The organism is Mucilaginibacter gossypiicola, from assembly GCF_900110105.1.
Taxonomy (GTDB): Bacteria; Bacteroidota; Bacteroidia; order Sphingobacteriales; family Sphingobacteriaceae; genus Mucilaginibacter; species Mucilaginibacter gossypiicola.
In genome coordinates, this window is the sequence record NZ_FOCL01000001.1 from 939,957 (window position 1) to 954,237 (window position 14,281).

Below are 14,281 nucleotides of genomic sequence, written 5' to 3' on the forward strand. Positions count from 1 at the left end.
GACACAAATGTTAAGACACCATACTACACTTATTTACAACACTTTAAACTAAATCACCTGCCTTAAAACAGTCAGATTTTAAACAGATGTTATAAAAAATTTAACAAAAAGCCCCCCAAAATTCAAAGTGGAATAGATTATGAAAACGGTTACAAGGCGTACTAAAACGCTATTTATTTTTATTGCTGACATATGCAGACGGAAGGCAATTAAATTCGGCCTTAAAGCATCGTACAAAATACTTCTGACTTTTAAAGCCAACCTTGTATGAGATCTGTGATATGGTTAATTGTGAGCTTTCAAGTAATTGAGCAGCACGCTTCAAGCGGATTGACCTTATAAGATCTACCGGCGACTTACCTGTTAAAGCCAATGCTCTTTTGTATAAAGTAACCCGGCTTACAAATAACTCACTACTTAGCTCTTCCACCGAAAAATCGGCATTGTCAATATTTTTTTCAATCAATTGTACTGCCTTTTTGATAAACGCCTCATCAAATGATTCGGTTTCTACTTCTGTTGGCTTAACATCAAGCTGCTTTTGATAAGTTTTGCGCATGTCTTCCTGCATAGCCAGTATGTTCTTCAATTTAGACATCAGGATCTCGAAATTGAAAGGCTTGGTAAGGTAGTCGTTGGCACCAGTCTCAAGCCCTTGCAGTTGTTGCTCCTCGCCTGTAACAGCGGTGAGTAATACAACAGGTATATGCGATGTTCGCTTATCGTTACGTATTTTCCGGCATAGATCGATGCCGTTCATCTCAGGCATGCTGATATCGCTGACTACCAGGTTGGGGTGCAGGGCCAGGCTCTTTTGCCAACCCTCTTTGCCATTAGCGGCCTCGATGATATTAAAAGTATCGCTTAAATTGTCTTTTAAATAAAAACGAAAATCTTCGTTATCTTCAACCAGTAAAACAGTAAGCTTCTTAGTAATGTTACCGCTTCCTGCTTGTAGCCACGCCTGGTTATCAGTCATCTCCGGCACCGGCAAATTGGTTTTATTAGCAGAAGTTTGTTCGTCAGCCGTTAAGTCAACAGGAATCAATATGATAAAGCAGCTACCCCTTCCGGCTTCGCTCTCCACTGATATTTTGCCATCATGCAGCTTTACAAATTCCTTTGTTATTGATAAACCGATACCACTCCCCTGGTTAACCATCGAGCCGGGAATTTCGTTCTGAAAAAAGCGTTCAAAAATCTTGTCCTGCTTATCTAAGGGGATCCCAATGCCTGTATCGATAACCTTTATTTCCAGCAATGCTTTTTCAGATGCTTTTTCATTTATTGCCAATAAAACACTAACATGCCCATCGTCGGGCGTAAACTTAAATGCATTGGAAAGCAGGTTAAAAAGGATCCTCTCTATTTTATCGTGATCAAAGTTGATCACCAGGCTTTGGATTTCCGAATCGAATACCAGCCTGATGTGTTTTTTCTCAGCAACATCGGAGAAGGAATAGACCATTTCCTTAATAAAACTGATAATATCCCCGTTCCGTGCATGCAGCCTGAGTTCCTGTACTTCCATTTTTCTGAAGTCAAGCAACTGGTTTACCATGTTTAATAAACGTTTGGCGTTACGGTTTATCAATTGCAGCTGATGCCTTTGCTCCTCGGTTTCAGTATGCTTTAAAATCTTATCAACCGGAGCCATGATCAATGACAAGGGGGTTCGGAATTCATGGCTAACATTGGTAAAGAACTTGATTTTCATCATATCAAGTTCGTGCATACGACGGGCCTCCTGGCGCTCTTGCTCAATTAATAATTTGGCCTCCCGCTTCTCCTTTTCAACTTCAAACTGCTTTCTTATTTTTTGAATTCCGCGCCGGCGCATGAAAAACAGTATTCCAAATAAGGCCAATACATAAATAAAATAAGCTATTGTCGATTTCCAGAACGGGGGCAATACCTTAATTTTTAATTTTATATAATCAGGCTCCAATTTTCCCTCCTGGCTAATTGCGCGCACCTTAAAAATATAGTCGCCACCATCGAGATTGGTGTATGTAGCTTTTCGTATAGCATTATCCGCATCAAGCCAGTCTTTATCAAAACCTTCCATCATATACTGATGCTTTACCTTATTCGGGTTAAAAAAGTTCAATGCGGCAAATTCAATGGTAAATACATTTTCACTGTGGGTCAATGTCAACTCACGGGTTGCCGAAATAGCTTTTGACAACACAACGCGCCCATCAACCTCCTCATTAGCCGCAATACTTTTGTTAAACAGCAAAAAATCGGTAAAAACCAATCGCGGCTTATATATATTAGCATGTATGGTTAAAGGGTCGAAAATGTTAAAACCATGCCCGCCTCCAAATATCAATTCGCCCTTACTGGTTTTAAGGGCGGCGCGTGTGTTAAACTCCTTACCTTGCAGACCATCCGTTTCATCAAAATTTTCAAACCGGAAAGCATAAGGTGCTTGCTTTTGGATAAAGGTTATCCTGCTCAATCCATTAGCCGTACTTAACCAGATTGCCCCCCGGTTATCCTCCAGGACATCCATTACGGTATTGTCGGGCAACCCGTTTTGTGCTGTTAACGACCTGATAAATGCGGTTTGAGGGTTAACAATGCTCACCCCTTCGCGCGTTGCTATCCAGATGAGGCTGCGGCTATCTTGTGTAATGCAATTTATGCTGTTGCTGATCAAACTGTTTGAGCCCTTGTTATCAGCGCTATAATGGACGAACCCGCCCCTATTTTTCAATATTACATCAACACCAAAGTATCCTCCTACCCACATGTTACCCTTCCTGTCCTCAAAAAGTGAGGCTATGTAAGGCGATCTGATATCAGTTTGCTTAAAAGGAGCGGAAAATATCTTTTTCTCCCTGTCAAATATTTGAAGCCCGCCGGCAAATGTCCCTATCCATAACCTGTTGGACGAATCTTCAAGAATACTCCATACCCGGTTATCAGCAATGCTGCCGGCTACCTTATCATCATGTTTATAATGAATAAATTTTTTCCCGTCAAAACAATCCAGCCCGCCGAAATAGGTTCCTATCCATAATTTCTGATCATGGTCAATACATAAACTAACAATGATATCATTGCTAAGGCTGTTTGGATTTCCCTGCTCATATTTATATTGCTTAAAACTGCCGGTTTTGCGATTAAAGTAAATCAGCCCGCCGCCGTTTGTACCAATCCAGAGATTGCCATTTTTATCTTCAACAAACTTGTTAACATCTTCAAAACTTAAACTTTCGCGATCCGAGGCAAAATGCCTGTAGAGTGGAAACCGGATGATATTTTTATGATAATAACTCACCCCTTCTTTAAATGTATTAGCCCATATAATCCCGGAATCATCTTTATAAAGGGTTGCGCTGTTTTGACTTAGCGATTTGGCATCATCTTCCCGGTTAAGTAAATAGCTTATGGTGAAGTTTTTTTTATCTAATACGTTTATACCGCCATGATCCGTACCTATCCATATCAGGCCATCATCGGCCTGGATAATATTGCTAACGATATTGGATTTCAACTTCGCGCCGGCCGATTCGTCAGTAATATGCCTGAATGCTCCCGAGGAAGGACTATAATAATATGCTCCCGAATTAAAATTGGAAGAATAAAACCATAGATCATTATCCCGGTCTACGGTAATTGAATAATTCCCATCCCTATTACTGGCAACTTTACTAAAAATATCCGTGCGATAAGCGATTCTATTTTGTTTGATGTCCAATCTCTCAACCACACCGTCGCGGTATGCTAACCATACGTTACCAGTTGCATCCCTCGTAACATCAGCAACAAGATTTGAATGTAATGAAGCACCAGAACGATGGTGGTAGTAACGCCTGGTTGTTTTGCTTAACTCATTATACCGATAAATGCCGGAATCGGGGCAAATAAACCAAAACTCGCCTTTGCCATTGCGGATTATCTTAGATACGAAAGGATATGCCGGAAGCTTTAAAGAACCGGTCATTCGCGATATATCGCTATTAAACTCCTCAGTTTCGAGGTCATAAAAACAATACCCCCTTCGCGTTGATACCCATAATTTTTTACCTGGCCCTTCAAAAATACCGGTTATAAAATCATCATTGAGGGACTTTTTATTATAAACATCATGTTTGAATACTTTAAAAGTATAGCCATCATAACGGTTGAGGCCAGCTGCCGTGCCGAACCACATAAAGCCTTCAGAATCTTTAAAAACGGAGTTAACCTGATTATTAGACAAACCATTGCTTCTGTTTAATTGCGAAAATTGGTATTTGCCATTTTGCGCAAAGGCAACATGAAGCAACAACAGTAATATAAACACGCTTAGCGATAATTTATATCTCATAGCTTAGGGGTATTCATAAAATTAATCAATAGAATGCAATGTTCGGTAAATATCAATCTTTAATATACAAAGCAATGTCCATTGATGCAAAGTATTAATGCAAAGTTTTTAGGTATTCCTTCTTTATATTGGTTGATTCAAACCTACGGTAACCCCAATTTAAAAATTTGATTAAAATGGACTTTCTTTTGTAAAAAACCGACTTTGCTATATTTAAAGTGTTCATATACTACATTCCAGCATAATAGGCTTGTGTTTAAATCAGCCTCATCTAATGACCTTAATAAAATAAATCGTGAGATTATTGAAAGTGTAAAGTTCAGATTCGAGAAATCAATTTATGAACTATAACGGAATATAAAGCGGATAGATGGTTTGTTCGGACAGATACGGGCCAAAGGCCGACAAGAATAATTGGACACTAATCCAGTACAATTTAACCGTATTGTTCATGATTGTTCCGACACAATAAAGCATTGATTGTTTGGAAAGCCCTGTTAGAAGAAAAGCTATTTTAGCTTCTAAACATGAAAATGTTTGGATAAACTTCCCGTTGCCTATCACATTTTATGCGATTAAACGGCAAAGAAGCTCGATGTCTTCTAAAAAATGTTCCGAAATTTGTATCGCACACTGTACAAACGTTCGCAAGTTGCTAAACTCTTGCGAACGTTTTTCATTTATAGTCTTCTGATTTTCGCACTAAAAACTAAGTCTTGCCCTAAAAACTAAATTTTCATATACTGATCTATACTTAATTTAGCTATTTTCTTCATGAAAGCTAAGACTAATTCGGCCTCTTCGATGGTAACTATCGTCCCATTCCTTTTAAGTATTTCAATAGCCTTTTGGGGAGTAACAGTGTTATTTTTAGGTGTCATACATCATTTTGTTTATAGAGATATAAACGAAGTCGACTAATTGGATAACCTGTAATCTTTCGATCACAGGTTATCATCAGTCCCAAAGACTAAACTCAAGCTGGAATTAATAGCGTGGTAATCCCTATGCGGTTCCAGGCATTAATAGTGATTATGCTTAAAATCACCTGCGCCAAGTAAGTGTCTGTCAGAACCTCCGCTGCTTTAGCGTAAGTTTCATCACTTACATGGTTGCTGATCAACGTCACTTCTTCAGTCAAGGCCAAGATAGCGCGTTCTTCCTCCGTAAAGAACGGTGCATCGCGCCAGGCGTTCAGTGCGTAAATGCGTTGCTCGGTTTCTCCAGCCCTACGAGCTTCTTTCGTGTGCATATCGATGCAAAATGCACAGCCATTTATTTGGGATGCCCGGATCTTTATCAGGTCTTTGTGGGTTCTCGTCAGCGGTGTGCTTTCTATAAATTTTTCTAATCCCAGGATTGCTTTGTATCCCGCAGGTTCTACCTGGTCAATTTTAATTCTTGTGCTCATTTTATTTGTTATTTATGTATTAAAGTTTTTAAATTCATTAGTACGACGGCGGCAAGGATCAATACAATCCCTACCCATTGAGATAAGACAGTTGTTTCATGCAGGAGCCAATATGCGGTAACCACCGCCACCGGTATTTCAAGAGTGGCAATGATAGCGCCTAACCCCATGCCCGTTAAAGGCATTCCCCGGGTAAATAACAAGGGCGGCAAAATGGTGCCGAACAACGAAATCAGGATGCCCCAGCTCAACAATATCCGCCAGGAAAAACTGGTATTGATGGAGGCATGAAAAATCAGGACAATAATGATAAACCCGCCCAGGATCATATAAAAACTTCTGGTTAAAGGCGGGCTTTGCAGCCCTACATGGTTGGAGGAATACATGGTAGCGGTATAGCTTAACGCCGATAATAAACCCCATCCCAATCCGACCCAACTGATAGTCCCGGACTGCTTCAGCAATTGCGTGGCGAGGATAGTTCCGCATAATACCAATAAAACAGCTATTATTTTTCGCCCATCAGATAGCTGCCTACGTACCAACATCTCCAGAACAACGCTCATCCAAACCGTTTGCATCAGCAGCACGATCGCAACGCTCACCGGAACGAGTTTCACAGCCATGTAATAGAAAAAACTAGTCAGCCCTAATGAGGTGCCGGCAATGATCAGTCTGATCTTACTTTTAGAGCTGGGTTGTCGCTGTTCCTGTGTAGCCTGCTGTTTTGAAAAAAGCGTTAGTACAAAAAGACCGCTCAAACCAAGACCAAACTGCGATAGCACCACCTCAGCCGTAGTGAAACCATCCCGGTAGGCCATTTTTACAAAGCTGCCCAGCATACCGTAGCAACAAGCGCCCAGCGCTACGAAAAGACTTCCCTTCAGCGACTCGCTTTTCATGATCAAACGGCTTCCTGTTCAATCATTTCCATCACTTTTTGATGAGCTGCCGCTATCGTTTGTTTGAATTTTTGTTTGTCAAGCGAGGCGCCATCAATTGCTATGGTATGGATGTTATGAATACCCATGATATTAAATACCGTTTTCAGGTAGGTGCTCTGGAAGTTCAGGTGTGCATTGGCTTCACCCCGTTCATATCCCTGGCCGCCCCTGGCTAATAATAAAAACAAGGTCTTATTTTCAAGCAGTCCTACATAAGGGTTTTCCGGGTTGGCCGGATTAACGCTGAAGGTTTCGTTTACCCTGAACACCTGGTCTATATAAGCTTTCAATGCACTGGGGATAGACCAGTTGTACATCGGTGTACCCAGCACAATAATGTCCGCCGCTTTTAATTCTGCAACATAAGTACTGCTTTCCGCAAGGATATTATTTTCTGCTTCAGAACGATTTGCAGCAGGTTTTAAAGTGGCGGCGATCCATGCTTCACTGATATGTGATACATGGACGTTGCCCAACTCCCGGTAAATGATCTTTGTGTTTTCGCGTATGGTTTTCCAGTGGTCAACAAATACGGAAGTCAGTTCCCTGGATTTCGATTCAAGCGTACGCGCGCTTGCGTTTATGATCAATACTTTTTTCATCGTTGTTATTTTAGACAAAATTATCGCGAATCTGGACTATATTTACAGACCAGATTTTAGAAAAACAATGGCCCAGACGTTACCTTATAAATCATTGATCGTGGTCGACCGGAATGCTCGGCTATCTCTGCACATACAGGTATGCAACAGCTTTATTTCGCTGATCACCAATGGCACATTGCAGCCCAACGATCTATTGCCCGGCTCTCGGGTGCTGGCCGGACTGATCGGCATTAACCGCAATACGGTTAAGCTGGCCTACGATGAGCTCATCAGCCAGGGATGGGCAGAATCTATTGAACGTAAAGGGATTTTTGTGCTTTCCAAATTACCGATGGGTTCAAAAGCACCGATAGCGAGGCCGGCCACAGATCAGGATGAAAAAAACGCGTTCTCCTGGAATAATAATCTGGGCCACATATTCCCCAATGAGCAGTTACAGCATCTTACATTGGCTATTGATGACGGCTTTCCTGATGTACGCCTTGCACCTGTAGACTTGCTGATGCGCGAATACCGCAGCCTCTCCCGGAAGTTCTACGGCAAAGGTTTCCTGAAATACAGTACCGCAATGGGCTCCGAAGAACTGCGATCAGCGATTCAACGATATCTGGCACACAGCCGAGGGCTGGTGATCTCAACAGAACAGCTCATGATCACTAAAGGCAGTCAGATGGGCATTTATTTAGCATCCAGGTTGTTGCTCAATCCTGATGATCAAATAGCGGTGGGTGTTTCCAATTACGGTTCGGCCGATGATACTTTCAGAAACAGCGGTGCCAAATTGCTGCGGATTCCTGTTGACGAGGAGGGAATGAATATTGATGAACTGGAAAAAGCCTTGCAGCGGAAAAAGATAAAAGCGGTTTATATAATTCCGCATCATCACTTCCCGACAACGGTAACATTAAGTATGGAGCGTAGGCTAAAACTATTGAATCTGGCCAAAGAATATCGCTTTGCGATTATTGAGGACGATTATGATTTTGACTTTCATTATGATAATAAACCTTTCCTGCCACTGGCCAGTATAGACCATCACCATCAGGTGATCTACATTGGATCCATATCAAAAACCTTTGCACCGGCATTGCGCATCGGCTTTATGAGCGGTCCGCCTGCATTTATAAAAGCTGCTGCTTCATTGAGGCAGCTGATAGACAAACAGGGTGATACTTTATTGGAAGAGGCTTTGGCCACGCTTTATAACGAGGGCGAAATGGACAGGCATTTCCGGCGATCATTAAAGATCTACCGGCAACGAAGGAATAGCTTTTGTGAAATACTTAAAGCTGATTTTAATAATATGATTGAATTCAAAGTTCCTGAGGGTGGTTTAGGTATCTGGGCAAACTTTGATGCGAAGGTTGAGCTGAAGAAGGTGGCAGAAGAAGCGGCCCGAAAAGGGCTATACATAGGCAATGGCACCTATTATCACAATGAGAACTTTTCGCCGAATGCTCAACGTCTCGGCTTTGCATCACTGCGGGAAGATGAGATGGGTAGAGCACTTGATATTCTGAAAAGAGTACTGTAGCCTCATATGTTGAAATTTAAGAATGCTGTCTTTATCCCAATCGTTTTTGTTTGGATAATCCTCCCGCCACCTATCAGACTTTATGCTATTAAAAGGCCTAGAAGCTCGATGTCCTCTAAAAAATGCTCCGAAATTTCTATCTTCGAGCCTACAAAGAAAGCCTTGAGTTTTTAAACTCAAGGCTTTTTGCTTTTGAATGTTTCGCTTTAAAGTATCTGGTACATAATTTTTTTTCTAAATCTCGAACCGCTTAGTTTTCTTAAATTATTGAAAAAAAGCGAATTGACTCTATCACCCGATTCGATATTAGTCCTGCTCCCGCTCGACCTGTAGTATCCCGAAACTGGGCTCGAACCGATAGCTAAATAGCCGAGAAAATTCTCAAATCGGTCATCAAGCGGTTCGACATTAGCCTTGTTGGGGCTCAACAATATTTGACTCGAACCGTGTCCTTGCATTCTGCCAAATTCTCAATATTTTGAATGACCATTTCAGGTTAGTTCGAGCCGGGCTTCGTAGTGGATATTCCGGCATACTTGACCATGATCTTCCGTGCTCATTTGAGCAACGGGTTGTGTTAATGAATATTAAAGTATCTAATTCAGGCGGATAGCATGATCAAAGTGTATCGGAACGCCCTGAACTCTTCTCCGGAACGCACTGGTCAACGAGTCCGGAATTTCCAGTCGGACTATCGAACCACAAAACCAGCTACCTTCAACGAAGATTTTCTAACGATCGCGTCGGTATATTTATTCTATATTCCAACATGTCATTGTCGATTAAAACTGCAAAGATCGCACGGAAAGCAAGGTCAAATGTGGTGTAATTGACATCATTTTTTTAATTCATTTTCTATCTCCTCAATAGTTGGCAGACTTGAACTCAGTTTCCCGGCAATGATCTGGCTAATTCAAATTCTATTCGGCCACTATATTCTTCTTGCCCCATTCTGCTAATAACTGCATCACATCATTGAGCGACATACCTTTTTCAGTGAGGGTATACTCCACCTTTGGCGGGACTTCAGCATATACCTTCCGGTTGATAATACCATCAGCTTCCAGTTCCTTTAAATGCCTGGATAATACCTTTAGTGCTATACCATCAATAGCTTTATAAAGCTCCCCAAACCGCCTGGGGCCTGATAATAACGTCCAGATAATAACCGGTTTCCATTTCCCGCTGATGATATTGATTGACCCTATTATAGAGCAATCACAATCCGGCTCTGCTTTTTTTTCAATTATTTTTTCTGCTAACATACTGATAACGAGTATTGGTGTCTAATATGTCAATACTTGACATTTGTTCCATTACTTGACAAAGGTAAAGTATTGGCTCAATTTTGTCAAAAAAAACGAATATGAAAATAGTAGTAATAGGTGCCACAGGTACCATCGGGAAATACGTAACCGCCGCATTACAGGATCATGAAGTAATTAAGGCAGGTTCAAAAAGCGCTGATGTGCAGGTTGATATATCGTCAATCGAGTCGATAGAAAATTTCTACAAACAGGTCGGAAAATTTGACGCCTTAATTTGTGCTGCCGGGGACGCGCGATTCGGGCCTTTAACAAGTATGAAGGATGCTGATTTTGATAGTCTGATAACCGCTTTTGTAAACTGGGGTATGACGTACCGGGATAAATGTAAGAGCTCTTAGCTTCATAAGTGGCAAGTGGAAACCCATTATTATCTGGATGTCATTGTCAGGTTCGAGGAGATTTGGTGAGCTTTATAAAGGAATTCAAGGTATAGCACTAAAGGTTTTATCCAGGCATTTAAAAGAAGTGGAAGCTGACGGCATCATCAATCGGAAGGTATACGCCGAAGTACCGCCAAAGGTGGAATACACACTTACCAAAAAGGGCATGTCGCTAAACGATGTGATGCAGCTATTCATAGAATGGTAAAAATAATAAAGTAACCAAGTGAGGATTTTGGGAAATGTCAAAGAATATGAATTGCAGGGTTTGTCTTAAAGCCTGGAACGGATTCGACGAAATGTCTTCCATCGACCAGTCAAGCGGCAGGAACTTACCTATTGGTCAGGCTATCTGGGGTGTTATTGAAAACATAACAAAATGAAGCCTCTGCGTTAGCAGGGTGACAATCAGAAATGAATTAAAAGGAAACTTTTCAGCCTTGTTTATCTTTTCAGCTGGCAAATGAGCAGTAAGAAGGCTGGGATTAATAAGGAGTAAAATGAAATTTCCAAAAAGAACTATAGTGATTTCCCTGCTTTCCGCATTCGTGGTGATCATCGCATCCACAAGCGCAACTGTTGAAAACGCAGGACTGACAGGGGATAAGGATGATTATATCTTCAAACCCAATCTTTCCGACTATCATATTTTTAAGGGTAAAATGAATAACCTTATCCCATCCGCTGGATTTTACAGCTATACGCTCGCCACCACACTTTTTACCGACTATGCTGAAAAGCAACGGCTCATCTGGCTGCCTCCCGGCACAAAAATGAGCAGGATCAATGACGGCTTACTTGATTTTCCGGAAGGGTCTATGATAGTAAAAACATTTTATTACCCCTTTGACAAACGCGACAACTTTTCGCGACTACATATTGTAGAAACCCGCTTACTGGTAAAAAGTAAAGGGAAATGGAACACCGCCGATTACAAATGGACAGATGGGCAAAGTGACGCGCAACTGTTCCCTTCCGGCGGCAGTAAATTGGTGACATATACCGATAAAAGCGGGGCAATGCGTTCCATACCCTACCAGATACCCAGCAAAAAAAACTGTGTTACCTGCCATAATTCGAACGGCACTATCTTTCCCATAGGGCCGAAAGTACGGAACATGAATTTTGATGTGCCCGCAGAGGGCAAAACAGAAAATCAGCTGGAAGCATTTCAGAAAATCGGGATACTCAATCATTTTGATGTCCATAAATCGGCTTCCCTTCCACAGGCATTCAACACGGATTATTCCGTTGAGGACCAAGCAAGGGCCTATATGGAAATAAACTGTGCTCATTGTCATAATCCGACCGGACGGGCAAAAGAAACAAGGCTTTACCTATCCTATTCACTCCCCTTACATCAGACCAGTATCCTAAGGGACCAAAAAAGCATTTTGAGAAAAACTGGTAACCGCTCTATGCCAAAAGCAGGGTCTACGATCATTCATACGGAAGGTGTGGAACTGATCAGGGCTTATATAGCCAGTTTAAACAAAACCAATTAAGCACTTATATATCTTTATTATTCCATGAAAATTCAGGCCGCCTTAATTTTTACCGCTTTTTCCTTGTTTAATCCGAAACCGCAATCAAGTTTCGACACATTTACTCATTGTTTTGTTAATAGTTACCATGCTCTTCCTATACCAGGATTAGCAAATGGCTATATCGATGATCTGCACGGGATAGAACCAAAGGATACCATCAAAAAAGAAATTGCATTTTTTAATAGTATCAAAAATCAATTGCGTCAATATAAACTGACTACACTTTCGGCCGCTCAGCAACAGGACTATCTTCAAATAAAGTTCGAAACTACCATGAACCTGGAAAGGCTGGAATTGGAAAAAAAATGGTTAACCTATTCTCCGGCGACTGTGCCAGACAATAATATAGCTGCAATTCCAGACGGCAAAGCATGGTACGCTTATCTATTAAAGAGGTGGCTGGGTGCAGCCGTTACTCCGGATGAAATTTTCAAGTTTGGATTGAGTGAGGTAGATGATGCACACACACACATAAACCTTATTCACCTGCAAACAGGACTGGATTCAATTGCTTTTTACCGTAAAATTAACAGCGCCGAATTTTTGATAAATGATCCGGAGATTATTCAGGAATGTTTCGAACAGACCCGGGAAAATATAGACAGCAGGTTGAACGTCTTGTTTTACCCCCATCAAATCCCCGTAGTAAAAATTAAACAGGGGCCGAAAGAATTGGTGGTGCACACCCGTGGTTTTTACAGAGACGGAACATTTTATTATAATTTATCAGATAAGCCCTATAACAGCAGGCAGATCGGATGGCTTTTTCTTCATGAAGCGATACCGGGGCATCATTATCAAACTTCCATAAATGAGAAGGAGCCGCATAGTAACGTGCAGGACCTGTTTTTTTACGTAGGTTCCGCTGAAGGATGGGGCGCCTATGTGGAAAGATATGGCAAGGAACTTGGTGTTTACAAAACGCCTTATGATGAGCTCGGCCACTGGGAATGGGATCTGGTAAGGGCGGTAAGAATCCCAATGGATATTGGAGTGAATTATTATGGTTGGACGGATCAGCAAGCACTGGCGTTCTGGAAAAAGCATGTAAATAATCAGGATGATATTGCCGTGCGCGAAATTCAAAGGGTAAGGCACTGGCCGGCTCAGGCCATTACCTACAATTACGGTGCTGCACAAATAGCCCAATGGAAAGCTGTATTACAGGTCAAATTAGGAGATAAATTTAATATAAAGGATTTTCATGAGTGGGTTCTGGCAAACATTTCATTGCCGTTTGCCATCGCCAGAAAGGGTGTATTTAAAGATGCTGCATTAAAAACCAGTAACTAGGCCATTTTTTATCAGTACATAAAATAAAGCCCTATGCGTTTTGAACCGGCCATTTCTTTGTAGATGTTGTTTGATACTTAGAATTGTTTAATTAACTAAGATTAACGGCTTACAGCTACAAACTCAAATTAGAGTTAGCGAGTAATTTGGAGAGTCAGGCCCGGGCGTTGGTATTTACATAATATGTTTTCATAACCAGGTTTGTTAATTAGTTGTCGGTTCAAAATTAGTTTAGAAACTGAGGCCGTTTTTACAGGAAACCGTAAAAAGCCACAACGTTCAAACTACGCCGGCGGCCTTCGGCAAATAGGCGTCAGAAGCTTAGGAACGGCGCTCCGGGGAAAAACAGCATCAATAAATTTAAAATAGCTGCAGAAAACAGATCTTAGCACCTGCCTGATTATCAGTTCACAGGCAAAATGGAAAAAAGGCACAGACAACAGCCGATAACCTTAGGTTGCAGCGGGCTGGCCTGATGAAGGAGTTAGCAGACAGCCTGTATGCTGATCAGGCACAAACACAGATTGCAGAAAAAGAATCTGATACCTGGTATGGACAGGCATGGATCAGGTTACCAGTACCGTTAAACAAAGTATTTCAACCGTTGTTACACCAATATCAGCCAAAAGACTTTGTTGTTTATTGGCAATGTGGAAGTTGCGGTGAGCCCGGTGCGTCTGCGAATGAGACGTATTACGAATACCATTTTAATAATGGCGTTGTTATGGGTGGCTGCTCCATTTGCGCTCGGTAACACCAATTTTTGTATCCGGCTTTTCCTGCTGCGATATTAAAGAAAATAAAAAATACCAGACGATACATAAACACCTTTAAAGAGCATTTAAAAAGATACTCCTTAAAGGTCATGAAACCGACCGTCTTATCAGACTTTCAATTCGATATGATAACACTATACTG

Annotated in this window: 12 protein-coding genes; 7 read left to right on the forward strand and 5 right to left on the reverse strand. The window is 41.4% G+C overall.

Annotation, left to right across the window (positions count from 1 at the left end; translation table 11 throughout):
• Positions 1-169: 169 nt before the first annotated feature.
• The 4 genes from BMX50_RS03970 to BMX50_RS03985 form a co-directional block, all read right to left on the reverse strand.
• A complete protein-coding gene (locus BMX50_RS03970; protein ID WP_091207923.1) occupies positions 170-4,321 on the reverse strand; it encodes a hybrid sensor histidine kinase/response regulator transcription factor in 4,152 nt (1,383 codons plus the stop codon).
• 976 nt (positions 4,322-5,297) lie between these two features.
• Positions 5,298-5,732 carry a carboxymuconolactone decarboxylase family protein gene (locus BMX50_RS03975; RefSeq protein ID WP_091207926.1) on the reverse strand — a complete coding sequence of 145 codons (435 nt, stop codon included), beginning with the start codon at positions 5,730-5,732 and terminating at the stop codon, positions 5,298-5,300.
• 8 nt (positions 5,733-5,740) lie between these two features.
• Complete coding sequence (locus BMX50_RS03980; protein WP_091207929.1) at positions 5,741-6,634, reverse strand: EamA family transporter; 894 nt, start codon at positions 6,632-6,634, stop codon at positions 5,741-5,743.
• 2 nt (positions 6,635-6,636) lie between these two features.
• Complete coding sequence (locus tag BMX50_RS03985) at positions 6,637-7,278, reverse strand: FMN-dependent NADH-azoreductase (RefSeq protein WP_091208613.1); 642 nt, start codon at positions 7,276-7,278, stop codon at positions 6,637-6,639.
• Positions 7,279-7,345: 67 nt separating this feature from the next.
• Here BMX50_RS03985 and pdxR point away from each other — a divergent pair, with 67 nt between their 5' ends.
• A complete protein-coding gene (gene pdxR / locus BMX50_RS03990; protein WP_167667798.1) occupies positions 7,346-8,815 on the forward strand; it encodes a MocR-like pyridoxine biosynthesis transcription factor PdxR in 1,470 nt (489 codons plus the stop codon).
• A gap of 920 nt (positions 8,816-9,735) precedes the next feature.
• Here pdxR and BMX50_RS03995 read toward each other — a convergent pair.
• A complete protein-coding gene (locus tag BMX50_RS03995; RefSeq protein ID WP_091207934.1) occupies positions 9,736-10,080 on the reverse strand; it encodes a winged helix-turn-helix transcriptional regulator in 345 nt (114 codons plus the stop codon).
• Positions 10,081-10,181: 101 nt separating this feature from the next.
• Here BMX50_RS03995 and BMX50_RS04000 point away from each other — a divergent pair, with 101 nt between their 5' ends.
• The 6 genes from BMX50_RS04000 (at position 10,182) to BMX50_RS04020 (ending at position 14,117) form a co-directional block, all read left to right on the forward strand.
• Entirely contained in the window at positions 10,182-10,481 is a 300-nt protein-coding gene (locus tag BMX50_RS04000; RefSeq protein WP_091207937.1) for an NAD-dependent epimerase/dehydratase family protein, read from the forward strand.
• Positions 10,482-10,485: 4 nt separating this feature from the next.
• Positions 10,486-10,731, forward strand: a complete 246-nt coding sequence (locus tag BMX50_RS04005) for a winged helix-turn-helix transcriptional regulator (protein ID WP_262494029.1) — start codon at positions 10,486-10,488, stop codon at positions 10,729-10,731.
• Between the two features lie 34 nt (positions 10,732-10,765).
• On the forward strand, positions 10,766-10,906 hold the full coding sequence (locus BMX50_RS34425) for a hypothetical protein (RefSeq protein ID WP_167667799.1): 141 nt from the start codon (positions 10,766-10,768) through the stop codon (positions 10,904-10,906).
• Positions 10,907-11,023: 117 nt separating this feature from the next.
• Positions 11,024-12,028: a hypothetical protein gene (locus BMX50_RS04010; RefSeq protein ID WP_091207941.1), complete on the forward strand. Its 1,005-nt coding sequence runs from the start codon at positions 11,024-11,026 to the stop codon at positions 12,026-12,028.
• A 24-nt stretch (positions 12,029-12,052) separates the two neighbouring features.
• The gene (locus tag BMX50_RS04015; protein WP_091207944.1) at positions 12,053-13,363 is read left to right on the forward strand and encodes a DUF885 domain-containing protein; all 1,311 of its coding nucleotides are present in this window, start codon (positions 12,053-12,055) and stop codon (positions 13,361-13,363) included.
• Between the two features lie 475 nt (positions 13,364-13,838).
• Complete coding sequence (locus BMX50_RS04020; RefSeq protein WP_208864636.1) at positions 13,839-14,117, forward strand: hypothetical protein; 279 nt, start codon at positions 13,839-13,841, stop codon at positions 14,115-14,117.
• Positions 14,118-14,281: the final 164 nt, after the last annotated feature.

Bases quoted from the DNA above. Each gene is read 5' to 3' on its own strand.
- BMX50_RS04010 (WP_091207941.1), top strand. From the start codon at position 11,024: ATGAAATTTCCAAAAAGAACTATAGTGATTTCCCTGCTTTCCGCATTC.
- BMX50_RS34425 (WP_167667799.1), top strand. From the start codon at position 10,766: ATGTCAAAGAATATGAATTGCAGGGTTTGTCTTAAAGCCTGGAACGGA.
- pdxR (WP_167667798.1), top strand. From the start codon at position 7,346: ATGGCCCAGACGTTACCTTATAAATCATTGATCGTGGTCGACCGGAAT.
- BMX50_RS03985 (WP_091208613.1), bottom strand. From the start codon at position 7,278: ATGAAAAAAGTATTGATCATAAACGCAAGCGCGCGTACGCTTGAATCG.
- BMX50_RS04020 (WP_208864636.1), top strand. From the start codon at position 13,839: ATGAAGGAGTTAGCAGACAGCCTGTATGCTGATCAGGCACAAACACAG.
- BMX50_RS03970 (WP_091207923.1), bottom strand. From the start codon at position 4,321: ATGAGATATAAATTATCGCTAAGCGTGTTTATATTACTGTTGTTGCTT.
- BMX50_RS04015 (WP_091207944.1), top strand. From the start codon at position 12,053: ATGAAAATTCAGGCCGCCTTAATTTTTACCGCTTTTTCCTTGTTTAAT.
- BMX50_RS04000 (WP_091207937.1), top strand. From the start codon at position 10,182: ATGAAAATAGTAGTAATAGGTGCCACAGGTACCATCGGGAAATACGTA.
- BMX50_RS03995 (WP_091207934.1), bottom strand. From the start codon at position 10,080: ATGTTAGCAGAAAAAATAATTGAAAAAAAAGCAGAGCCGGATTGTGAT.
- BMX50_RS03980 (WP_091207929.1), bottom strand. From the start codon at position 6,634: ATGAAAAGCGAGTCGCTGAAGGGAAGTCTTTTCGTAGCGCTGGGCGCT.
- BMX50_RS03975 (WP_091207926.1), bottom strand. From the start codon at position 5,732: ATGAGCACAAGAATTAAAATTGACCAGGTAGAACCTGCGGGATACAAA.